Origin of the sequence: Halanaerobium salsuginis, assembly GCF_900114545.1 — a bacterium.
In the GTDB taxonomy this organism is placed as follows: domain Bacteria; phylum Bacillota; class Halanaerobiia; order Halanaerobiales; family Halanaerobiaceae; genus Halanaerobium; species Halanaerobium salsuginis.
Genome location: NZ_FOTI01000018.1, coordinates 1 through 24,302, shown reverse-complemented (window position 1 = coordinate 24,302; position 24,302 = coordinate 1). Strand labels below are relative to the sequence as shown.

23 protein-coding genes are annotated in these 24,302 nt (G+C 34.0%); 1 reads left to right on the top strand and 22 read right to left on the bottom strand.

What is annotated here, in order from left to right:
• Nucleotides 1-12 precede the first annotated feature (12 nt).
• The 6 genes from BMZ74_RS07290 to BMZ74_RS07265 form a co-directional block, all read right to left on the bottom strand.
• Entirely contained in the window at nt 13-1,023 is a 1,011-nt protein-coding gene (locus BMZ74_RS07290; protein ID WP_089861539.1) for a zinc-dependent alcohol dehydrogenase, read from the bottom strand.
• A gap of 67 nt (nt 1,024-1,090) precedes the next feature.
• Nucleotides 1,091-2,068, bottom strand: coding sequence for a mannonate dehydratase (locus tag BMZ74_RS07285; protein WP_089861537.1), 978 nt, complete (start codon nt 2,066-2,068; stop codon nt 1,091-1,093).
• Nucleotides 2,069-2,096: 28 nt separating this feature from the next.
• Nucleotides 2,097-4,274: a family 78 glycoside hydrolase catalytic domain gene (locus BMZ74_RS07280; protein ID WP_177181389.1), complete on the bottom strand. Its 2,178-nt coding sequence runs from the start codon at nt 4,272-4,274 to the stop codon at nt 2,097-2,099.
• A gap of 48 nt (nt 4,275-4,322) precedes the next feature.
• Nucleotides 4,323-5,165: a carbohydrate ABC transporter permease gene (locus tag BMZ74_RS07275; RefSeq protein WP_089861533.1), complete on the bottom strand. Its 843-nt coding sequence runs from the start codon at nt 5,163-5,165 to the stop codon at nt 4,323-4,325.
• Nucleotides 5,166-5,186: 21 nt separating this feature from the next.
• Nucleotides 5,187-6,056 carry a carbohydrate ABC transporter permease gene (locus BMZ74_RS07270; RefSeq protein WP_089861531.1) on the bottom strand — a complete coding sequence of 290 codons (870 nt, stop codon included), beginning with the start codon at nt 6,054-6,056 and terminating at the stop codon, nt 5,187-5,189.
• Nucleotides 6,057-6,142: 86 nt separating this feature from the next.
• Nucleotides 6,143-7,435, bottom strand: coding sequence for an ABC transporter substrate-binding protein (locus BMZ74_RS07265; protein WP_089861529.1), 1,293 nt, complete (start codon nt 7,433-7,435; stop codon nt 6,143-6,145).
• Between the two features lie 414 nt (nt 7,436-7,849).
• Here BMZ74_RS07265 and BMZ74_RS07260 point away from each other — a divergent pair, with 414 nt between their 5' ends.
• Nucleotides 7,850-8,320 carry a helix-turn-helix domain-containing protein gene (locus tag BMZ74_RS07260; RefSeq protein ID WP_089861527.1) on the top strand — a complete coding sequence of 157 codons (471 nt, stop codon included), beginning with the start codon at nt 7,850-7,852 and terminating at the stop codon, nt 8,318-8,320.
• A 5-nt stretch (nt 8,321-8,325) separates the two neighbouring features.
• Here BMZ74_RS07260 and BMZ74_RS07255 read toward each other — a convergent pair whose 3' ends face one another.
• From BMZ74_RS07255 to BMZ74_RS07180, 16 genes are all read right to left on the bottom strand, one after another.
• On the bottom strand, nt 8,326-9,090 hold the full coding sequence (locus BMZ74_RS07255) for an SDR family NAD(P)-dependent oxidoreductase (RefSeq protein ID WP_218142058.1): 765 nt from the start codon (nt 9,088-9,090) through the stop codon (nt 8,326-8,328).
• Nucleotides 9,090-10,172, bottom strand: coding sequence for a mandelate racemase/muconate lactonizing enzyme family protein (locus BMZ74_RS07250; protein ID WP_089861525.1), 1,083 nt, complete (start codon nt 10,170-10,172; stop codon nt 9,090-9,092). The genes BMZ74_RS07255 and BMZ74_RS07250 overlap by 1 nt, the downstream gene beginning before the upstream one ends.
• Nucleotides 10,173-10,208: 36 nt before the next feature.
• The gene (locus BMZ74_RS07245; RefSeq protein WP_089861523.1) at nt 10,209-11,327 is read right to left on the bottom strand and encodes an enolase C-terminal domain-like protein; all 1,119 of its coding nucleotides are present in this window, start codon (nt 11,325-11,327) and stop codon (nt 10,209-10,211) included.
• A gap of 14 nt (nt 11,328-11,341) precedes the next feature.
• Nucleotides 11,342-12,742: a glucuronate isomerase gene (gene uxaC / locus BMZ74_RS07240; RefSeq protein WP_089861521.1), complete on the bottom strand. Its 1,401-nt coding sequence runs from the start codon at nt 12,740-12,742 to the stop codon at nt 11,342-11,344.
• Nucleotides 12,743-12,751: 9 nt separating this feature from the next.
• Nucleotides 12,752-13,540: an SDR family NAD(P)-dependent oxidoreductase gene (locus BMZ74_RS07235; protein WP_089861519.1), complete on the bottom strand. Its 789-nt coding sequence runs from the start codon at nt 13,538-13,540 to the stop codon at nt 12,752-12,754.
• A gap of 25 nt (nt 13,541-13,565) precedes the next feature.
• Nucleotides 13,566-14,768 carry a UxaA family hydrolase gene (locus tag BMZ74_RS07230; protein WP_089861517.1) on the bottom strand — a complete coding sequence of 401 codons (1,203 nt, stop codon included), beginning with the start codon at nt 14,766-14,768 and terminating at the stop codon, nt 13,566-13,568.
• Nucleotides 14,769-14,783: 15 nt separating this feature from the next.
• Complete coding sequence (locus BMZ74_RS07225) at nt 14,784-15,116, bottom strand: UxaA family hydrolase (RefSeq protein ID WP_089861515.1); 333 nt, start codon at nt 15,114-15,116, stop codon at nt 14,784-14,786.
• 18 nt (nt 15,117-15,134) lie between these two features.
• Nucleotides 15,135-15,797: an RraA family protein gene (locus BMZ74_RS07220; protein ID WP_089861513.1), complete on the bottom strand. Its 663-nt coding sequence runs from the start codon at nt 15,795-15,797 to the stop codon at nt 15,135-15,137.
• A 5-nt stretch (nt 15,798-15,802) separates the two neighbouring features.
• Nucleotides 15,803-16,579, bottom strand: a complete 777-nt coding sequence (locus BMZ74_RS07215; protein WP_218142057.1) for an alpha/beta hydrolase — start codon at nt 16,577-16,579, stop codon at nt 15,803-15,805.
• A 14-nt stretch (nt 16,580-16,593) separates the two neighbouring features.
• Complete coding sequence (locus BMZ74_RS07210; protein ID WP_089861511.1) at nt 16,594-17,901, bottom strand: TRAP transporter large permease; 1,308 nt, start codon at nt 17,899-17,901, stop codon at nt 16,594-16,596.
• A 2-nt stretch (nt 17,902-17,903) separates the two neighbouring features.
• Entirely contained in the window at nt 17,904-18,473 is a 570-nt protein-coding gene (locus tag BMZ74_RS07205; protein ID WP_089861509.1) for a TRAP transporter small permease, read from the bottom strand.
• An 86-nt stretch (nt 18,474-18,559) separates the two neighbouring features.
• Nucleotides 18,560-19,558, bottom strand: coding sequence for a TRAP transporter substrate-binding protein (locus BMZ74_RS07200; protein WP_089861507.1), 999 nt, complete (start codon nt 19,556-19,558; stop codon nt 18,560-18,562).
• Nucleotides 19,559-19,581: 23 nt separating this feature from the next.
• On the bottom strand, nt 19,582-20,649 hold the full coding sequence (locus BMZ74_RS07195) for a LacI family DNA-binding transcriptional regulator (RefSeq protein WP_089861506.1): 1,068 nt from the start codon (nt 20,647-20,649) through the stop codon (nt 19,582-19,584).
• Between the two features lie 186 nt (nt 20,650-20,835).
• Nucleotides 20,836-22,266 carry a phosphohexomutase domain-containing protein gene (locus BMZ74_RS07190; protein WP_089861504.1) on the bottom strand — a complete coding sequence of 477 codons (1,431 nt, stop codon included), beginning with the start codon at nt 22,264-22,266 and terminating at the stop codon, nt 20,836-20,838.
• Between the two features lie 81 nt (nt 22,267-22,347).
• Nucleotides 22,348-23,226 (bottom strand): carbohydrate ABC transporter permease, encoded by an 879-nt coding sequence (locus BMZ74_RS07185; RefSeq protein WP_089861502.1) that lies wholly within the window; start codon nt 23,224-23,226, stop codon nt 22,348-22,350.
• Nucleotides 23,227-23,243: 17 nt separating this feature from the next.
• A complete protein-coding gene (locus BMZ74_RS07180; protein WP_089861500.1) occupies nt 23,244-24,155 on the bottom strand; it encodes a carbohydrate ABC transporter permease in 912 nt (303 codons plus the stop codon).
• Nucleotides 24,156-24,302: the final 147 nt, after the last annotated feature.

Sequence of the window (24,302 nt, the reverse complement as noted above, 5' to 3'; positions counted from 1 at the left end):
CTCCTTCATAATTTAATATAAAACAGCTTTTAAATCTTTTCTTTCCTTTAAATTTTCAAAAGCTGTTTTCCAGTTTTTAAGTTCATATTTACTGCTAATAATCTTGCTTAACTCATTTAGATCATTCCTTTTATATAACTTTAATAAACGATTCCACGAATCAGGACGATGACTAACAGCACCAGTAACTTTTAATTCTTTTTTGACAATTTTTTCAAAATCAATTGTAATCTTTGAACCATGGAAAAGCCCCAGCTCGGTGTAAGATCCTCCTTTTTTTAATATTTTCAAAGCAAAATCAATTATTTTTTCACTACCTGCACAACCAAAAACTACATCAGCTCCATAACTATTAATTTTTTTAATATATTTGCCAGGATCAACAAGATCTGAATTTATCACTTCTAAATTTAATTTATTGTGAGCAATTTCGAGTCTTTTTTGACTCGAGCTTCTTCCTACTAAAATGACTGCTGCTCCTTTCAGGTCTGCCAAAAAAGCAGTTAAAATACCAAGTGGACCCGGGCCAACTACAACTGTGAGATCGCCTGCTCTAAGCTGAGTTTTTTCAATTCCATTTAGTACACAGGCCAATGGTTCAGATAAGATTGCTAAATCAAGACTTGTTTCAGCAGGTAAGCGATAAACATAACGTTCAGGTACTACTATATAATCGGTAAAACTGCCACTAATTCCTTTCCTATCAGGACAGAGATTAGTATAGCCGTTTCTACAATAAAAACATTCTTCACAACCTGCTGAACTTTCTGCAATAACTTTATCTCCTACTTTAAAATTAGTTGCTTTAGCTCCAAGTTCTACAATTTCTCCCGAATATTCATGTCCTAAAATTAGCTGACTACTATTTAAAGTGGGTGGATTTAAATAATCACTAAGATCTCCACCACAAATTCCAGTTCCATATATTTTTATTTTTACCTGATTAGCCTTAGTTATCTGTGGTTCATCAATATTGATAATCTCAAAAGGATTTCCATTTTTAGTTAAAGCAAGTGCACGCATAAACTACCTCCTTATATAATTTACTACAAAAATTATATTTATTTATTAAATTAAATGTAGATTTGTCTTACTTAATACTCTGTAAGAGTCCCTGCATATAACCAATTGCATGGGCTCTAGCACGATGACTAAGTTTAGAGTCATTGATCATTATTGGAACATGGTCTGCCAGTAAAAAACCATTAAATTTAAGCTCCTGTAAACGTCTTATTACAACAGCAGGATCATAATTACCCGCCCCAATAAAAGCTTCTTTAAAATTTGGTACTGTACCTGAAACATCTCGAAAATGAATATAAAAAACTTTTTGCAAGGGAACAAAATATTCAATTGCTGCCATAACATTTTTAGCTCCACCGGGCATTTCAGAAAATGTTCCCAGACAGAGATCAAGCCCCCAGCAATCACTATCTGCTATTTCCATTGCTCTTTTGAAACTTGCTAAGTTTCTAAATAATCTAGGCACTCCTCCCAGAGAAGCAAGTGGAGGATCGGAAGGATGCAGGGCTAATTTTATGCCTGCTTCTTCTGCAGCAGGAACAAGATTTTCCATTAAATAACTATAATTTCCCCACATTTCTGCTTCACTAATTGGCTCAGCATCCTTTACTCCTCCTTTTACGATGTTTTTACCATTGACTGCCTCTGCCTGCTTAAAAGCAGTAACTCTAGCCTGACCCCGAATTTCTGCATAGGAAGTTCGCCAGACAAAAGTTGGTTCAAAATGATAACCTAAAATCGGAATACCCGCCTGACCTAAATTAAATACTGTCTTTTGCAAATACTTTATCTGTTCTTCTTTACCTGGCAAGCCAAGCATAATTTTGTCATAAAATTTCAAAGGTATATTTTCAATAGCAGCTATTTTCAAATTATATGCTGCACACTCTGCTTTAAGATCCTGAATAGCTTCTAAAGACCAGTACTTTTCTCCTGGCAGTTGGGGAGTATTAAAGTGAACACTACTTATGCCCAGCTGTTTAGCAAAAATCATAGTTTCTCGATCAAATTTATTCAATTGACCAACAGTAATTTCAATAGTCATTTTACTTCCTCCTAATTATATTTTTGGCTTAAAAATGTTTAGTTATTTTATTTTTGTTTAACAACTTATTTATCTCTATATTGACAAATTTATTTTGCAAAGAAAATTCAACTTGTTCTATATAATTAAACAATTTCGGATTGTCTGTTAGCGCTTTAGCTTGATTACTAACTCTCAGGTCAATTTCCAGTAAGTCTTCTATAATAACTATAATAGGGGTGCTGGCCCAGGGATGTAAAAGACTAGCATTTTCTTTTTGAGTTTTTGACCAGACTTCCCAACAAGTTGTTGCTCCTTCAGTTAACATATTAAACCAGGAATTTTTGGATTTATTGATAATTAACTGATAAACTAGCTTATATTCACCAACTCTAGCCAGTGCTTTTAATAAATAATATGCCATATAAACTCCACATTTTAAGCCTTTAGTTTTAACTAAATTAACAATAGCCGCTTCTGCCTCTAAAGGTGCAAAGCCAAAAAACAAAGGCAATATGTTTGAATGAATTGCTGAATGATTTTTCTTTTCTGTGTCAGTAAAAAGTTTTTGCTTTTTATCATAAAAAGCTGCCAGAAAAGATTTTTCTAATTTACTAAAATTATTATCATAGCTTATATCTAAAATATCCCTAATTTTATTAATTGTTTTTACCATACCAAGAAAAAATGCATTAATTACATTATGACAGCCATATTCTGGGTTTTCTGAAAGCTGTTTCAAATTTACTGCATAATTATCTCTCATTATCACAGGCCAGTCGACCAGATTCCATTTTTCGTTAACATCTGTTAAAAGACCATCTGAACGTTGAAATTTTTTGAAATAATTAAGCAGCTTTTCTGCAACAGGATACATCTCTTTTAAAAAATATTTGTCACCACTAAATTCGTAATAGTGTAATAAAAGCAGCGGCCACTGTAAAGAATAATCAGCTATTTCCTGCATCAAACTGCCCGGTGCAACTGCCATTAACCCGGCTGAAATATAGCTTGATAAGGCAAAATCTTTAATTGCTTTTTTATATAAACGCAGATCTCCGGTTAAATAATAATGCGATAAACTGGTTATAACAGCATCTCCCAAATACTGGCCTTTTTCTCGCCCGGGACAATCTAAATAAGCAGATTGAACTCCATACTTAACAGCCGCTTTACAGATACTCCAGATGCTGTTTAATCTTTGATCAGAAGAATTAAATGTTGTGTTTTGATCAATAAATTTATAATGTCTGATTAACGCTTTAAAAGATTCTGGTTTTAATGATTTAGAAAGCTTATCGTGAGCAATCACTTCCACATAACGAAAAACTTTATAATCATAAAACTCTGGTCGATCAAGCTTACCTGATAAAGTTATAAATTCCTGATACTTACAATTAGAACGCAATTGATAACGAACTTGCTTGCCGGCAAGCAGTTCTTCTCCATGTCTAATTTCAATTATTTCTCCTTTTTTACCAACAGCTGAAAACTTAAAATAACCGACAATTATTTGACCAAAATCAACTAGGTAATGACCTGAACCTAATTCTTTTATTTTTTGAGGATTTTTAAGATAAAAACTAAGCTTGGGAGTTGGCTGCAAAAAAAGTTTATGGTCATCACTATATTTAATAGCAGACTGCTGCCAGATCTGATCATTATAATTGATTTTATTCCAGCCTGTAGGATAGTAGTTTAAATCTATATTCTCCAGAAACTGAGTTTGATAACCTGTGATACCGCCAGATTTATAGGCTAAAATATTCTTATATAACCAGCTTTGGTCAGTTTTAATTTTCAGCTTATTATTAATAAAAAGTTCTGCAATCATTCCCTGCCGATAATCACCGCTATTCCAAACACGATTAATTAAACCCTGATAATATAAGTGAACTGTTACTACATTTTTGCCTTTTTTTAGATATTGTTCAACTTGATATTTATTATAATAATAATGAAAAAAATAACCAGGTGCAGGACCCTGTCCAATTGCATGACCATTTATTTTCAATTTATAATAATCATCAGCTGAAATATCTAGGTGAGCTGACTTAATTTCTTCATTTATATAAAATGTTTTTCTAATTAATGTATGTCTGTTTTTTAATTCTTGCCGGTGCTGATGGTTGTTGTCATTAGCTAATTCCTGCCTGAAAATATTTCTTGGACTTAAGCCATAAAATACGGGATCAACTATCCAGTGGGCCTGCCATTTCTTCGCCAAAATCATCTTCCTTTCTTCAAATTAATTATAAGTTATATATTTAATAATTTATCCTTTAACAGCACCTGAAGTAAGTCCCTGAATAAAATTTCTTTGAAATAAAAGAAAGATTATTATTGATGGTATAGTTGCTAAAGTAGTAGCTGCTGCAACTATAGTTCTATTACTAGAAGTTTCGCTCGATAAATTAGCTAACCATAAAGGTAATGTCATTATTGATTGTGAATTTGCCACTAATAACGGAATTATAAATTGATCCCAGACCATAATGAAAGAAAAAATAAAAACAGCCCCAAAAACTGGTTTAGATAATGGCAAAATAATTTTAGTAAAAATAGTCAAAGCAGAAGCTCCGTCTATACGAGCAGATTCTTCCAATTCTGCTGGAATTTCTTTGAAAAATTCACTTAACATAAAAACACTAAATCCCCAGGGAACTATCGGTAAAATCATTCCTGCATAATTATTGATTAAGCCAAAAGTTCTTAGTATTCTAAACAGAGGTACCATTAATGCTGCGTCAGGCAGCATCATTGTTCCAATAAAAATAGTAATTAAAAATACTGAACCTGGAAACTCAAATCTAGCCAGAGCATATGCTGCTAGAGAACAAACTATTGTCTGTAGTATTACACCAAAAAATGCAACTACTACACTATTAAAAAAGTATTTCCAGATATTAAGTTTAAAAAATGCATATAAATAATTACTAAAAGTAAAATTTTTAGGAATTAAAGAATAATGAAGTAAATTTATTTCTCCTGGTGATTTAAAAGAAGCACTAATCATCCATAAAAATGGTAAAATCATAAAAATAGAAATTATAATTAAACAAAAATATTTCAGAACTTTTATTGTTATCGTCTCTTTTTTTGATTCTAAAGATAGCAATTTCTTAGCCTCCTATTATATTTATTCACTCTGGAATTTTTTCTGGAAAATTGTTAAAACCATTATAATTAAAAATAATACAACTGCTAGAGCAGCACCATAACTCATATCCCAGTAACGAAAAGATTGTTTATAAATCCAGGTTGCAATAGTTTCTGTTTTATGCTGTGGATCACCTGATGTCATTACATAAGCTGGCACAAAAACTTTATATGTTCTTAAAACTGCCAATATTAAGACCATATTAATTGCATATTTAGTGGCTGGTATAATTATATAAATAAGCTTCTGCCACCAATTTGCTCCTTCAACCTGAGCTGCCTCTAGCTGATTTTTATCAACTCCTTTTAAAGCTGCAATAAAAATCATCATATTATAACCTATTATTCGCCAGATTAAAGGAACTGTTAAAGCATATAAAGCCAATTTAGGATCAGCTAACCATTGCTGAGCAGGAATATTAAAATAAGCTAAAAGAGAATTAAGCATCCCTGAATTAGCAGGGTAATACATCATTTTCCAGACTACTGCAATTATAGATACAGTTGTTACTACCGGGATAAAAATTAAAATCCTGAAAAGTTTTTGACCTTTAAAATCCTCAGTCAATAATAATGCTGCTAGATAACCAAAAATAGTTCCAAAAAATACTACCAAAATAACAATAATAGTTGTATTTTTTAAAGATAACCAGAAAACTTGATCATGGATTAATTTAAGATAATTTTTAAAGCCAATAAAGTCACCGATATCTTTATCAACTTGATGTATACTTAACCAAAATAAATTTAAAATGGGAAATATCTTAAATAAAGTAAAAAAAATAACTGCTGGTAAAACAAACATTAGCGGTGTTTTGTGTTCGAGAAAAGTATTTTTGATTTTTTCCATTAATATCACCTTATTATAAATTTTTATCTAAAGTAGGAGCTCGCTCCTACTTTAGATATAAGTAAATAATTAAAAAACATAGTTAATTATTGGGCCAGTATACCCTGTTTAGACAATTCCTGGTTAATCTGTTCGTTATATTTACTAATAAGCTTTTCATAGTCAGGTTTACTCTGAGATAAAAATACTTCCTGCATTAATTCTGCTGCAATTATTTTAACTGGATAATAATCGGGAATTCCTTCTGGATACTTAACTTTATTATTTAAGAAGGCTGCTTGAAATGGCTTATCCAGTAAATTATTTGTTACTTTTGTGATATCAATATCTTTTCTAACAGAAAGTCTAACGGGATTAGAAGGCGTAATCTGCATCCCAAATTTTTGAATATCAGTAGATGTCATAAACTTAGCTAATTTAATAACTGCCTCATATTTTTTGCTGTCACTATTAATATAAATATTTTCACCTTCCCCTAAAGAGAAACTACCAGCAGGTCCAGCAGGCATTATTGCAGAACCGACATTTGCTCTCCCTAAAGAAGTAACATAAGCACTATTTTTATAATTAGCATGAAAAACCATTCCCACTAAGCCATTCTGAAAAGAAGAATATACTTCAGTTGATTGAGCTGCACTCACTCCAGGTGGAACCACTTTATCTTGATAAACTAAATCATGTAAAAATTTTAAAGCTTTTTTGGTAGCTTCAGTGTCAAGATTAGCTTTATATTTGCCAGAAGCTGTTTTTTTGACTAGACTCCCACCTGCCTGCCAGAGAAAATTTTGTAAAGTCCAATATCCATAGCCCCGGGTACTTGCTCCATATAATGCAATTCCATAGGTGTTATTTTTACCATCCTGATCAGGATCATTATAAGTAAGCTGTTCTGCTGCTTCTTCAAGCTGGTCCCATGTTTTAGGAAATTGCAAATCTAAGTTTTTAAACCAATCTTTACGATAATACATTGCCATCCCCTGTACTGACCAGGGAATTGCATAATAGTTACCATCATTTGCAAGAGCAGTTTGCCAGGCAACATTCATAATTTGATCAGAAAATTCACTACGATCAACTTTACTTACAAACCCTTTACTAACCCATTTGCCAGTTGTTACATTATCAAGAATCCAGGCATCAGGTAAGCTGTCGCTCATCCCAGCAGTTATCAATTTATCCTCTAATTTAGGGTATAAAACAAAATTTACTTTTAGCTCAGGATATTTTTTAGAAAAACGTTCGCCAATTTCCTGATAAGCTTCATTATAAGCCATATCTCCTCTATGCCAAATTTCAATAGTAGTTGCAGCTAAGATATTTCCTGAACCCAAAAATACAATTAAAATTAAGATAGTGATTAAATTAAGCTTTTTTAACATTTAATTACCTCCTAAATTATTATAAAATAATAATCGTTTCTAAATAAGCATAAAAATAGGGCCAGGAAATTTAAATTTCCCGGCCCTGGGCCCCAGAATAATAACTTCTTTAATTTAAAGATAAATAAAATAGTTATAAAGATTCAGTCTTTTTTTAAATTGAAAACATAAGTTTAAAATTTACTTGCAAATTTTGCTGTGATATAATTTAAGTAAAACAGTCCCCACTGTTTTTGCTGCCCTGAATTAATGTCATAATTCCCTCCTTTTTTCAGACCCAAACCAGGGAATTTTTGTGCCTGTTTTTAGTGAACTAATGTATTTTTTAACTTATTGCTATTATATTATCATAATAAGATTTTGTCAAGTGCAAAAAAGTTATTTTTAATCATAAAATAATAAGAGGTGGTCTTTATGTCTGCTAAAAAACCTGAATTAAATAAAAGAATCAAAACTATTCGGCTAGATTTAAATCTTACCCAGCAAGAATTTTCAGATTTATTAGAAGTTGGTCAGTCGACTATTGCAGCAATAGAAAGTGGTACTAATCAGCCATCAAATCACTTACTAACGATTCTAGCTGAAAGATTTACTATTAATGAAAATTGGCTTAAATATGGAAAAGGACCAGTTTATAAAAATGCTGTTGAAATACTAACAGCAGCTGTCCAAAAAATAGAAAAACCTGCTCAAGCTGAACAAGCCTTTTTGCAGGTAATCAATAATCACTATCAGGATTTAACTAAAGCAGAAAATGATTTTTATTATCTTGTCAATAAATTACTGCTTGCCTATGAAAATGGCAACCGTGATCTAAAAGGATATCTATTAATTCAACTTAAAAAAACTTTTGCAGATGAACTAAATTTAAAACAGGAGATTTAATTTAATTAATAACCATAACTTAAAGCCCCACCATCAACTGCAATTTCTTGTCCGGTTATATATTTGCCGGCATTGCTAATTAAATAGAGTACCATTGTTCCGATATCCCGGGCTTCACCAAATTTGTGCATACTCATCCGGTCTAAAATCTTTGCTTTGCGATCTTCGTCCATAACCTGGATACTCATCTGAGAAGGAATCCAGCCAGGAGCAACCGAATTTACTAAAATATTATCTGCTACCCATTCAACTGATAGCCCTCTTGTTAAGCCTGCTACACCAGCTTTAGTGGCACAGTAGGGAACAACTTCTGCAAAACCTAGTTGAGCTGCCATAGAAGAAATATTAACAATTCTGCCGATATATTGAGATTTCTTTAAATAAGGATAGGCAGCCTGACTTAAATGAAAAACAGCTGTTAGATTAACCTGATTAATTTTTGCCCAGAATTCCTGCTCAATTTCTTCTGCTCGCTGTCGTTTAGTTATTCCTGCATTATTAACTAAGAAATCTAATCCTTCTGCCTCTCCTATTTCTTGAATCAGCTGTTCAACTTTTTTCCTATCTGTAATATCAACCGCCAAATGAGTTAGATTAGGATGATTAAATTTTCCTTGACCACTCCGACTAAAATCATAAACTTTAGCCCCTACTTTAACTAAAACTTCTGCAATACCAGCTCCAATGCCTCCAGAAGCTCCTGTTACAATTCCAACTCGCCCTGCCAGTGAAAATAATTCTGCTAAAGTCTTTTCAATTTCTATATTCACTACTGCACCTCTTTTAAAAGTTCTTTTTTAAAACTAAAACCCCAACCACTACCTGATCTCGGATAGGCATATCCAGCTTTAACTAACATTTTATTATCAATTAAATCATCAATCCAGTCAAAAGATTCAGCTCCATACGCATTAGTTACTGTATTCAGAAGAGGAACATCATAATCTTTATAGTAATGCGGTAATATGGGAATATTATTTAAAGCAGCTAATGCAGCTGAGCTACGCCAGCCTTCTACACCACCAATTCTAATAATATCTGGCTGCCATAAATCTAGAGCATTACGTCTAATTAATTCTTTTAAGGTTGTACAGTCATATTCTCTTTCTCCCATAGCAAGTGAAATTGATGATTTCTGGCGAATCGTTTGATAGCCGGCAAAGTCAGTCCGAAGAATTGGTTCTTCAAACCAATGAATATCCAACTTAGCAGCCAGCTGAGCTAGTTTAATCGCTGCCGGAACATCTAATCCCTGATTGGCATCAATCATAATTTTAATTTCTGTACCAACAGCTTCTCGTACCTTAGTAATTCGCTGAACATCTCGTTCGATAGCTGACGAGCCAACTTTTATTTTCACTGCTGAAAATCCTCGTTTTTGATAAGCTAGAACTTCTTCTAATAATTCCTGATCAGTATATGATAGCCAGCCCCCACTACCATAAACTGGTATTTTACTAGCGCTACCACCTAGTAATTTCCAGACAGGTTGTTTAAGCTGATGTCCCCAGGCATCCCACATTGCAAGATTAAAAACTGCCTGAGCCCATTTTTGCAAACCATTACTGCCGAAATATTCTGTCTCAAGTTCATATTCCTGCTTCATTTTTATAGTTTCATAAATATGGTAATTTCCTGCTAAAATAAAGTCTTTTAAATCAGCTAGTGCTCCTTTAATTGCTGCTGGAGAATAATGAAAAGATAGTAAATATCCTTGACCAACTATATTTTGCTCAGTAATCAATTCGACAATATAAAATGAAATATTTGAAATATCATGAGTTGCATCTGAAATTTTTTGTGATATTTTTGAAGTTGCTTGATAAATTTTTATATCTTTAATTTGAGTCATTTTAAAATCCTTTCATAATTAAATAGATCACCAAATTTATAATTCTATTTTTTTATATGATATAGTTTGCTTTTTGATTAAATCCCAATCAAGCTCTCCTCCAATGCCTGGTTTTTCAGGTACTGTAATCATACCATCCTGATCGATTGGCAGCTGTCCTAACATTGGAAATTGAAAATTACTTTCTGGGACAAAATATTCAAAATAAGAACAATTTCTGATTGCACAGGAAACATGTAAATTAACTAAATCAAGATAATTCATAGTTGTAGTATGTATTTCACAATTCAAACCAAAAGCTTCGGCTAAATGAGCTATCTTTAAAGTTCCTGTTACCCCATTTTTCCAGGAAACATCTGCCCGTACAATATCAGCTGCCTGTTGAGCAATTGACTGAGCTACTCCCCAGTGACATCCTCGCGTAGTTTCAGTTGCTGCAATTGGCAAATCAACTGTCTGACATAACTGACTGTACTTGTATAACTCAAAATCACGAAAAGGTTCTTCCAGCCAGAGATAGTTTAGCTGTTCTAGTTGACGAGCTATTTTAATAGCTTCTGGCAAGGTATATTCTGCCACTGGATCACTCATTAGAATATAGTCATCTCCAACAGCTTCCCTAATTGCCTGATGAATCGCCAGATCTTTTTTTATCGGGCCAGAAGGATGAGCTTTATAAGCTTTGATACCCTGAGCCTTATAATATAAAGCTTCTTCTACATAATCATTTATTTTATTATGAAAAAGTCCACTTGCATAAACAGGTAATTTATTACGGTAAGCTCCTAAATATTTATATAGAGGCAAATTTGCTGCCTGAGCAGCAATATCCCATAAAGCAACATCAACTGGCCCGGGTAAAAATACTGGAAAGAAACAAAGATGACGATCCAAATTCCAGAGATCATGCCAGATAGCTTCTCTTTGATAAGGATCTCTTCCAAGTAGAACTGGTCCGATATTATCCTGCAGATAGCCTTCTGTAACTGCACCAGATCTAGCAGCTAAAGCAGTAGAAAGTCCTGTTATACCAGTATCTGTACTAATTTTTATAACAACAACATCCCAGGGCATTTTACTGCCCCCTTGTCTTTTCTGATCAAAAAAGCATTGATCTCTTTTAACCCACCAGGTCTCAAATTTTACTATTTTCATGCCAGCACCTCTTTTTAAAAATCAAAAAAATTTTTAACATTATAATAACAAATATTTTCAATCACTTTTTTTAGATCTGCCTGATTGGAAAAATATTCACCCCGTTCAATTAATTCTCCTAAATAATTACATAAAACTCGCCGATAAAGTTCATGTCTAGGATAACTTAAAAAACTACGACTATCAGTCAGCATACCGACAGAAAGGCTAATTGGATAAAGATTGGCAGCAGCAGCCAATTGACGCTTAATTCCATAAACTTGATCATTAAACCACCAGGGTGCTCCCAGCTGCACTTTAGCTCGAACTCCACTTTCACAAAAAGCTGCTGCCAGAATTGCAAAATTTTCGATTTGATTACTATCTAATGGATAAAGAATAGTTTTGGGAAGTTCTCCAAGAGAAGTTAATTTATCAAGCAGCTGACCAACACTTTTTATATTTGTACTATCATCTGTACAGTCAAAACCAGTTGACTGACCAATTTGAGCTACTTTAGCTGTATTTGCATTAAGATAAGTCCCAATATGCAGCTGCATTACATAATCATTTCTATTATACATACGAGCCATTTCAATTAAAAAAGCCGAGCGATATTGATCAATCTCTTTTTTTGTCAAATTATCACCAACAACAGCTCGTCTAAAAATATTATCAATTTCAGTTGATCGATAATTTGCCCAATTAAAATAAGGAATCCCATTATCACTGATAGTAGTTCCAATTTTTTTAAAATATTTTAATCTCTTTTCTAAAGCTAGCAGTAAACTTTTAAAATCAGTAATATCTGTAGCAGCGGCTTTAGCAAGCTGCATAATATAGTTAGCAAAATTAGAAGACTCACAAAACATTGCCTGATCAGGTCGAAAAGCAGATAATACTTTAATCTGACAGGAATGATCCTGTTTTAGCTTTTGATGATATTCTAATGAATCAATTGGATCTTCTGTAGTACTGACCAACTCTACATTTGACAGCTCCATACAGCGTCGGGGAGTCAAATTTTGCTGCTTGATAATTTTTTTAGTTTCAAAATATATTTGATCAGCATTTTCTGCTGATAATGGTTCTTCAATTCCAAAGAATCTTTTCAATTCTAAAGCAGACCAAATATAAAGCGGATTGCCAATTAACTGCGGCATTATTTTAGCGAAAGCCAGATATTTTTCGTAATAGCTTGCTGAACCAGTTATATATTTTTCAGCAATCCCAAAAGTACGCATGGCACGCCATTTATAGTGATCACCTGCCAACCACATCTCTCCTAAATCTGAAAATCTTTTATTCTCCCAAATTTCCCGGGGCTGTAAATGACAGTGATAATCAATAATTGGCATTTTTTTAGCAATCTTGTGATAAAGCTGCTGCCCAGTTTGATTGGTCAAGTAGAGATCTTCCGAAAATTTATTATTCATCTGACCACCCTAAAATCCAATCAGGGCGCCGCCATCAACTGGAATACAGGCTCCATTGATATAGCTTGCTGCCTCACTGCATAGAAAAGCAGCACACATGCCAACATCCATTGGATTCCCAACTTTTTTGGCAGGTATTCTTCCCATAATTTTTGCAAGCCGTTCTGAATCATTATCTGTTGCCTGCCGAAACATTGGAGTATCAATCCAGCCCGGTGCAATTGCATTGACTCGTATTCCAAATTCGGCTAGCTCAGCAGTTAAAGTATGGACTAAACCAAGATAACCTGCTTTAGCTGTCGAATAACCGCTTACTTGCGGCTGACCAATATAGCTTGTCATACTTGCCATAAAAACAATACTACCTTCCCGGAATGTTTTCAAATGTGGTACTAGAGCTTTAGTTAATGCAAATGCACCTATTAAATGTACTTCTAGAACTCGACTATAATCTGCTACTGACATATCCCAGATAAATTTTTTGCAGTGATTGCCAGCATTATTAATCAAAATACTAATTTGACCCTGTTCAGCAATTATTTTATTTACTAATTGTCCAGCCTGATCTGTTTTAGTAATATCAAATTGATAAAAAACAGCCTGACTGCCAAATTCGGCCAGACTAGATTCAGCCTGGGCTTCAGTTTCAAAGCTGACTACAACTACTTTAGCTCCTGCACTAACCAAACATCTAGTAATAGCAAGTCCTAAACCTGTTGATCCTCCAGTAACAATAGCAGTTTTTCCCTGCAGGGAATAAGCATCATTTATTTTAAAATCTGTAGAATTAATTGACATTTTAAAACCTCCTGATTTAATTTTATTATAATTTACATTTTGGTGGTAAAGTAAGAGTTTTTTCCTGATACTTATAAGGAATAAAATATTCTTTATGGCCCAGTTCTTCACTTTTAGTTAAGCTGCCTGCAGCAACAGCAGCTACCATTTTGCTTAGTTCTGCTGCTGATTCAGCCAAAGTACACTCTCCTGTTAAAACTTTACCTGCATTGAAATCCATGTCATCAATCAATTTTTGATAAGTATCACTATTTCCTGTTATTTTTAAACAGGGAGCAACTGCACTACCAACTACACTCCCTCTTCCAGTAACTAAAAATACCAGATGACAGCCAGCTGAAATTAAGTCGATTAAGCCTTCACTATCATTAGGGTTAGTGATTCCAAACTGCATCCAGTGAGGATCAGGAGTAGAATCAAGCAGCCAGAGACCTGCTTCAGGTGGTTTTTCAGCTACTTTTAAGACACCTTTGATTGCTTTTGTACCACTTTTAATAAAAGCTCCCATACTTTTTTCCTCAATTGTGCTAAGCCCACCTGCAAAATTGCCTGGACTCACTGAATACTGCCTAACTGATTTACAGTAAGCAAGTGCTTTCTGATATGTATAAACTAATTTAGCTTCAACTTCTGGATTGAGAGCACGTTCTTTAAGTAAATTAAGTAACCCAATTGCTTCAACAATTTCTTCAAAAATAGCTGTTCCACCAGCTTCAACTAAATTATCAAAAAATCTACCGACAACAACATTACCTGCCAGTCCACTTGTATAATCACTACCACCACACTCAGCACCAATTACTAAATCAGCTAACTGCATGGAGGCACGTCTGGTCTGCTGTAACTCAGCCAGCATATCTTTTACTAGAACAGTTCCCCGCTTAATAGTTGCAGCAGTACCACCTTCTTGTTGAATAAAAAGCCAGGCATTTTCTTTACCAGCTTCAGCTGCAATATTAGCCAGCCATTCTGGTTGAATATATTCACAACCCAGCCCAACTACAAGTACTCCCCCTATATTAGGATGACGAATTAATGAAATTAATAATCTAACTGCATATTCATTATCAGTACAGCCAGCAAAGCCAATACACTCAACATCAAGACTGGCACTAAGACGAGTAATTTCCCGAGCTACGAAAGCCGAACATTCGACTGTATAAATAACCAGAACACGATTCCTAATTCCAAGTTTATCATCTTTACGTAAAAATCCCTGCCACTGCATTTTTGTTCCCCCCTTTTATTCATATTTAATATCCTGAGGTACTCCTGTTTTAACATCAAGCTGACTAGAACGTTCATCATATAGACTGGCCATACAGTGCAGATGAACCCACTGACCTTGCTTAATATCTTGAGTAGCCTGGCCAATAACTATCCCATATTTAATAATCTGCTGACCTGACTTAATATCTTTTAAAGCAATTTTATGCCCTTGCGGAATATTTTCGCTAGCTAAAATATACTTTTGTTTAGCATCTCCTCTCAGCTTAACAGAAGCTGCTGTTAGCTCCATTAAAGCAGTAGCTACATTATCATTTTGATCAATCTGAAATGCGACCTGTTGCTTCATCCTGCAGTATCTCCCTTCTTATAAAATACCATATTTTTCGAAAGCAGCAGTAGCACTCATTCCAGCTTCAATTGCCTTTCGAACAACTTTCTCACCAGCTGCTTTAGCGAGTGCCTTTTCGATCACTTCCTCTGCAACTTGTCCGGGAATTACTAAAACTCCATCTATATCACCAAAGATAATATCCCCATTTTCAATTGTAACCTGACCAATTTCAATCGGACATCTAAAGTCAACTACATTAGTTCTAATACTGGAATCCTGGGCCCAACAGCCTTGACTAAAAACAGGCCAGTTCTGGCTCAGAACCTGGGGAGTATCACGATGCCAGCCATCTACTACCGCGCCAACACTGCCTCTACTTTTAGCAGTTGCCGTTAAGATTTCTCCCCAGAGAGCACTGTTGTGAGCACCTGTTGCAACATATATTTCATTTTTTTCTAATTGATCAAGTGCTTCTGTCAAAAGCCCAAATGGTTTTTCCTGCACTCCAAAAACATCATGTTCTAAAACTGGACAGGCTTTACCAGCCAGTTTCATTTCATCTTTTAAAGGGCGAATATAGGGCGGCATAAATTGATGAGTATAGCCCATAGCATCTAAAATATCACCTACTACTGGGGTATAAAGCTTTGCTTTCATCAGGCTAAACATTTCGGTTTCATTTTTCCATTCTGCCATTATCATTACTCCTTTATTTTAAAATTAGCTAGCCATTCTAGACATTCTCTAAACCAGCCAGCAACATGTGGATCAGCAAATCTACCTTTTTCTGGTTCAGCTACAGCTTCAGTGGCTAAAGACAAACCATGAGGTCCAGCTGGATAAATATGCACTTCAGTCGGGATATTAAATTTTATCAGACCAGATGCAAACAGCATAGTATTCTGAACAGGCACTGTTTCGTCTGTCATAGTATGCCATAAAAAAGTTGGCGGTGTAGCAGTATTTATGTAATTCTCTAAGGAAAAATAACTCGTATCTTCTTGTCCAGCTAGAGCTGCTATACTTGCCTGATGAGCATATTTGCCAGCTGAGATGACTGGGTAACAGAGAATTAATCCAGTTGGTTTATGTAAATCTAACTCAGCCTCAGCTGAGAAAAGCTTTAAATCATTCCAATGTACACCAAGACTTGCAGCAACATGACCACCTGCTGAAAATCCACAGACAAAAATAGGCTTATCTGACTGCCCGGCTAACTGGGCCTGCTTTCTAATTTGTCTCACTGCAGCTGCCAGTTCGAGCAGCGGTTTATTGCCAAGCTGCTGGCCGGTTGTATACTGCAGCACAAAAGGCTGCCAGCCAGCTGCCCAAAAAGCTTCTGCTACTGGGGTACTCTCCCGGGGTGATAAAAATTCATAACCACCTCCTGGACAAATCACTATAAATCCAGCTGGCTCAGCAAGGGCTGGATAAGATAAATATAAAGGAGCTGTATCCGTATTCAAACTAGAATTCACTAAATTACCCTCCTTTACCTTCCCATTACTGGCATAACTAAATTAGGAATTGTCATTACAACTGCCGGGAAATAAGTAATCATAATCAAAACTATAATCATTACAACAAAAAAAGGTAGTAATGTTTTAATTAAATTGCCAATTGGCACTCCCGAAACTGCTGAACCAACAAAGAGTGTTCCTCCTACAGGAGGTGTTATTAAACCAATGCCTAGATTTAGAATCATAATTGTACCAAAATGAACAGGATCCAGACCAATGTTCATAGCAATTGGTAGCAAAATAGGTGTAGTAACCAGAATAATAGCTGACATATCCATAATTGTACCTAATAACAGCATTGTTATGTTCAAAATAAACATAATTATATAGCGATTATCTGTTAAACTAGTGATAGCTCCTGCGACTAATTTAGGCATTTCTAGATAAGTTAATAGCCACCCAAAAACTTGTGAAGTAGAAATTAAAATCATAACAATAGCCAACGTACCAAGTGAACGTTCAATAACTTTCCACATCTTTTTGATAGTCAATTCCTTATAAATAAAAAAACCAACAAAAATGGCCCAGACCACAGCTATAGCCGCTGATTCTGTTGCAGTAAATACTCCACTAATTACTCCAAAAACTACAATTAAAACAGTTATTAATCCCCAGATAGAATCAAGTAAAGTTGTAAAAACATTTTTAAGATTAAAAGGATCTCCTTTGGGGTAATTTCGTTTTACAGAAATATAATAACTATAGATCATTAAAGCAATACCAAGAATTATACCAGGAACTATACCAGCTAAAAATAATCTCCCCACTGATACACTTCCTGCTACCATAGCATACATAACCATATTGTGGCTTGGGGGAATTAACAACCCCTGAACTGAACTAGCCATAGTAACATTAGTTGAAAATTCATCATCATAACCCTGCCCTCTCATCATTGGAATAAGGATAGTACCAAGTGAGGCAGTATCTGCAGTTGAAGACCCAGAAATACCTCCAAAAAACATGGAAGCAACAATATTAACCATAGCAAGCCCACCCCGCAGCCAGCCAACTAAAGCATTAGCCAAATTAATTAGTCGATTGGAAATACCTCCTGCTCCCATTAATTCTCCTGCTATAATAAAAAAGGGAACTGCCATTAGAGTAAAAACGTTAACTCCTTTTACCATCAGTTGTGCAATCTGCATTAATGGTAAACCTAAATACATTGTAGTAAAAAGACTGGAGATACCAATAGCAAATGCGATAGGGAATCTACAAACAAGCATTATAAAAAAAGAACCTATTAAAATTATTATTGCGATTGTGTTGGGATCCATAATTACTTTTCCTCCATTCCAGCATTTTGTTTTTCAGCATCTTCGACCAGCATTTCTGCTTCATCTGCTACTGTAATCTTATGTAGTTTAACTCCTCTATGCAGACGATCAAAAAAGTTTATACAGCGCTCAATTTCCATTAAGCAAATTGCTATGCCGGCAAATGGACAGGTCAAATAAAGCCACATTGATCTAATTCCTACGCCAGTGATAATATTTCGTCCTGCCAACAAAGAAAACTGCCAGCCATACACAATCATAAATAAACCAAAAGCAAAAATAAAAATATGGGCAACTGCACTCATTATGGCAAGAACTTTTTCGGGTGCAATAAAATCAATCACTGACATTCTGATATGAGTATCATTTCGAATTGCAAGTGCAGCACTAACTAATGACATGTAGACCATACACATTAATACTACTGGCTCTCCCCAGACTAAACTGTTTTTAATTACAAAACGATTAAATACAACATAACTAGTAATGATTACCATAGCTATAAAAGCTAATTTACATGATGTCATAAAAAAGAAATAGACTCCATCAAAAAATTTCGTAACCCATTTCATATTATCCCCCCATTATTAAAATTTTTAATTAGCAGTAGGGAATTAAGCTAAACTGTCCCTACTGCTAAAAATTACTTACTTAAATATTATTTTGCCAGGATAGCATTATAATAATCTTCATATCCTGCAATATATTTCATTACAACATCTTTAGTAGCTTCAATATAGGGAGTTTTATCTGGTACTTCTACAACATTAACTCCAGCTGCCTTAATTTTTTCAAGTAATTCCTGGTCAAGCTGTTCAATGTTTTTCCGATTCCATTTTTCAGTTGCTTTACCTGCTGCCATAATTAAAACCTGGTCTTCTTGATCTAATTTGTCCCAGGAAGCTTCACTCATTAAAACAATCGAAGGACTATAAGTATGACCAGTCAAAATATAATTAGGAGCTACTTCGTAAAATTTGTTTGAATAATAACCTGAGAAAGGCTGTTCAGCTCCATCAACTACACCAGTCTGTAGAGCAGAATATAGTTCTGAAAAACTAATTGGAGTTGATTGCACCCCAAGTGCACTAACAGTTTCAGTCATTAACTCTGTAGTTGGTACCCGTAATTTAAGACCATTGAAATCTTCAACACTGTTAATAACTATATCTTCTTTAGTAAAAAAGTGACGGCTGCCTTCATCAAGATAGAAAAGTCCTACCATACCAGTACCAATTTCTTGAGGTTCACTTAAAAATTCGTTACCAATTTCACTATTTAATACATTCCAGAGATGTTCACGATCACGGAAAATAAAGGGTAAACCAAATAAAGTAAGTTTCTTGGCACCAAAATCTCCTAAAGAGTTTGTATTACCACGAGCCATGTCAACTACTCCACCCATCTGCAGGGTCTGGTAAACAGTTTTTTCATCTCCCAATTGTCCAGCTGGAAAAACCTTAATTTGAATTCTTCCATTAGACATTTCAGCAACCTGTTGGGCAAAATATTCACCCGCTTCACTCATAATATGGCCTTTAGGATTTAATTCTGCATAACGAAAAGTATATTCAGGTTTATCCTGAGCAAAAACAGCGACTGAACATAAGCCAACAAAGATTAAACTGATTAATACTAAAGAAATAATTTTTTTCATTTAAATAATTCCTCCCCTTTTTATTACAGTAACAGTTTATAGGTTTCTTCTTCGTACATTGCCATACTGCTTTGAAAAACAACTTCACTATTAACATAAATAGTATCTCTGGGGGGCACAGAATTTTGCATAATGTACTCCAGCAAATACTTAGCTGCCAGATAAGCTTGTAAGTAAGGTTTTTTGTAAAGCAGCTGTGTAAAGACACCTTCGCGTAAATATTGAAAATTTTCTTCAAATAAATCACTACCTACTGCTGTTATCTGTCCTTTTCTTTTAGTTGCAATAATTGCTTTTCCTAAGAGAACACTATTACGTGCACTAACAGAACAACATGCCGCTACATCAGAGCTGGCAATTTTACTCAAAATTTCCTGATACAGCACCTCCTTTTGTTCAGTATCGTAAACTTTCAGGACAGGAGTCTGCAGATCTTTCTCAGCAATATAGCTGTCAAACCCCTGGGTAATTAAATAATGTGCAGGAATTTTTTTATCACCAGCACAAAGTAATATTTTTTGTTGAGCAGAAATTTGATCAGTAACTAATTCTGCCAGAGTACGTCCAATAATTTTGTAATCAGGCTGAATACAACAGAGGCGATTACTTTCTGGTAAATCAGTATTAATTAATACAACTGGTATTTCTTTTTTAATAAATTTTTCAATTGACATTGCACCATAATTAACCATATGTCCAACTGTTAAAAGACCATCGATTTTATTTTTCTCTAGCAAATTATTTATTCTATCAGCTTGAGTTTTGGGGTCATCATAATACTTTATTTCACATAGTTCTACATTAAAATCACTCATTTTTTGCATATATTTCCGAACTCCTTCCCAGATTCTAGTGAAATAGAATCGGTTATCTTCAGTTGGGATCGGAAAGGCCGCTGCTACACGAATAGTTTGTCTTTTCAAAGAAGAAGCAATCAAGTTAGGACGATAACCACATTCAGCTGCGATTTTTTTTATTCGGGCTCTGGTTGCTTCACTTACACCCGGCTTATTATTTAAGGCAAAATGAACTGTACTAATTGACACGTCAGCTTTTTTAGCAATATCTTTAATTGTAACTCTCTTTTTCATAATTTTACCACCTCAACAAAAACGTTTTTTCTAATATCATTTATTATATACTTATCATAATTTTTTGTCAATAAATTTTTGCAAAATTATTTTTATTATCAATATTTTAACTGATAAAAAAAGCTAAACTCCCATCACAATGATGGGAGTCTAGTTTAAAATTAATGATCAAAAAATTTATTTAATTTAAATTTTGAGCTGTTTTTTTATAAAATCTACCACAAGTTTTGCTTCCCTTTCAGTTTTCATTTCTAGGTAAATTCTGAGTAAAGGTTCAGTCCCGGAAAAACGAATTGACAGCCAGGTTTGATCAGTAAAATAATATTTAAGACCATCTTGATAAGAAATTTTATTTATTTTTTTCCCAGATAAATTCTTAACTGCTGCAAAATCAAATTGAATTTTATCTACAAAAAGAAGTTTAATTAATCTTGCTTTATCAGTTTGATTATAGCTAAAATTTATTTTATAAAAATATAAATAACCAAACTTAGCCTCAATCTCGGCCAATATTTCTTGAATAGTCTTACCTGTTTTAGCAATCATTTCAACAGCTAAAACAGCAGCTAAAATACCATCTTTTCCATTAATATGACCTCTTATTTTTAGGCCACCACTACTTTCTCCACCTAATAGAAGGTCATCTGTTTCCATAGCTTGAGATATATGTTTAAAACCAACTGGAACTTCCCGGTAAATTTCTCCATAATGAGCAGCCATCCTATCCAGGATATGGGTAGTCGTTAAGTTGCGCACAATACCGCCTTTTTCCTGCCGGTACTCTTTTAAATAATAATATAGTAACTTAAGTAAATTATTGGGATCAATAAAGTTTCCTGCCCGATCAATTAAAGCCATTCTGTCAGAATCACCATCTGTAGCAAGACCAAAATCATAATTTCCCCGTCTCATTTGAAACTTCATATCCCCCAGCAGTTCTTTATCTGGAGCTGGCATATTTAAGCCAAACATCGTATCCCGATAATCATTAATTGTATCAACATAACAGCGCAAAGAAGCTAAACACATTAGCATAATGTCTTTAGCAACTCCATACATGGGATTAAAGAGGATCTTAAAATGTTTTTCCCTAATCAATTTTTGATCTACCAGAGAAAATATAGAGTCAAGATAATTATTTTTATTATTATAATAGCTAATTGCAGATTCTTCTATCAGCTCGAAAAAGGAACCTCTTTGATAATTAATTGGTTCTAGGTCTAAGCATAATTCTTCCAGCCGATCAGTAACTTCTTGGGGAGCATCTCTGCCTCCTTCAACAAAAATTTTGACTCCATTATATTCTGCTGAATTGTGAGAAGCAGTTACAGCTGCACCTATATTTAAATTATTTTCTGCTACTGCCAGCATAACCATTGGAGTTGGAGCTGCCTCTTCCATAAATAATACTTTGAGACCTGATTCAACCAAACTTTCTGCTAATGCCCGCGAAAATCTTCCTGAAAGAAAACGGTAATCATGACCAACTACTACTTTTTTTTGATAATTATTTTCTTTAATATAAGCTGCTATGGCTGAGCCTAATAATTTTACATTATAAAAAGTAAAATCCTCGGCTATTATGGCCCGCCAGCCCCCAGTTCCAAATTTAATCAATTTATTCTTCCCCTCCATTAAATTTTAAATTTAAGAGATATATTAATTGCTTTAATTTTAAAAATTACTTTTAACAAAGTTTTAGCTTTTTGAACCTGAATGTACACCGGAGTTAATAAAATATTTAGACATAGAGAAAAATAAAATAAAAATTGGAATACTTGCTGTAGCAGCAATTGCCATCATAATGCCTTCATCTGTATTGGTTTCTGCTAAAAATCTAGTTATATAAAGAGGAATAGTTTTCATTTCTTCACTTTGAATAACCATCAACGGCCAGAGCAAATTATCCCACTGAGTTCTGAAAGTCAAAACTGCTAGAGTTGCTATAACAGGTTTACAATTTGGCAGCACAATCTGCCAGAATATTTTTAGTTCTCCTGCGCCATCAATTCTGGCTGAATCGAGCATATTATCAGGGAAAGTTAACAGATATTGCCGCATCATAAAAATTCCAAAAGCATTTGTTAAAAATGGTAAGATTAAACCGGCATAGCTATCATTAATCCCTAAATTTAAAGCAACCATATAAAGCGGTACCATAATTGCCTCAAAAGGAACCATCATTGTGGCCATAATTGAAATAAAGACAAGATTTTTACCTTTAAAATCAAATTTGGCCAACGAATAACCTGTAATTGCTGATAAAATAACTGTAGTAAAAGTAACCGAACTAGCCACTATAAGTGAATTAAGAATATTTCTTAAATAAATAAAACTATTATATGGGCCTTTAATTCCATTCCAATAATTTTGCCAGTGAATTTTGCCAGTAAACCAGGGATAAGGCATTTTTAAAATTTCAGTTGCTGGCATAATCGAAGCAGTAAACATAAAAATTAAGGGTACTATAATTAAGGCTGCAAAGATTACTAAAATCAGCCAGATTAAAAGTTTCCAGATGGAAAATTCAGCTAAACTATTGCTTTTAATACTCAATATTTGATTATTTGATTTCATTGTTAACACCTCATCTATTATTGATAACTTACTTCATCACTTTTTGATATTTTAAGCTGTACCCAGGCTAAAAAGATTAGCACTATAAATAACAAAATACTCATCGCACTTGCCAGGCCAATCCGGTGATCCTGAATAGCAGTATTATAAATATTTAAAGTTATGACATTAATTGGTCTAGAAGGTGCCCCAGCTGTGGTAAAGAGATACTGGGTGCTAAAAGTTTTAAGACAGCGTACCATAGCCATAATCGAAACTAAAAGTGTGGTTGGTTTTAAAAGTGGTAAAGTAATATAGAAAAACTCCTGAACCGGAGTTGCTCCATCTATTTTAGAAGCTTCGTATAAAGATGATGGTATACTACCAATACCAGCAATAAAAATAATAGTAAAATAGCCAACATATTTCCAGAAATAAACAAGTATTGTAGCTAGCCTGAGCATATTAGTTGAAGCAAGCCATTTATAATCAACTCCTCTGGTACTGGCTAAAAAGTTAAGACCCTGATTAGCTAAACCACGAGGATCAAAGATAAAAAGCCAGATTAATGCTGCTACTACAGAAGATAAGACAGCTGGTGAATAAAAAACCATCTGAAAAAACTTTTGAAATTTGCTGAGGTTAGAAATTAAAACTGCAAAAAATAAGCTAAATAAAACTAGTAGTAAAAATGTACTAATTGAAAAAATAGCACTGTTTTTAACTGACTGCAAAAATTGGCGCGAAGAAAATAAATATAAATAGTTTTTAAGGCCAACAAATTGTGGTGCTCTAAGTGACAGTAAATTCTTTTTAAATAGACTCATATAAATAGCATTTAAAATAGGATAAAAACTAAAAATAGCAAAAAAAAGCAAAGAAGGAATAACAAAAATTAATCCCCAGAAAGATTTTTGCCGATCAATATTATAATTATTATTTTTTTTCATTAGCTTAACTCCCCTTTAATATAAATTCCTCAAAAAAAATATTTTTTAATATTGGTTCTTTGACAAATGTTGTGAAATCTAAATAGCACCGTTTGAATCATGTTATCTCTTTGTTTTTTTGAATTACTCTTAAATACTTAGCAATGA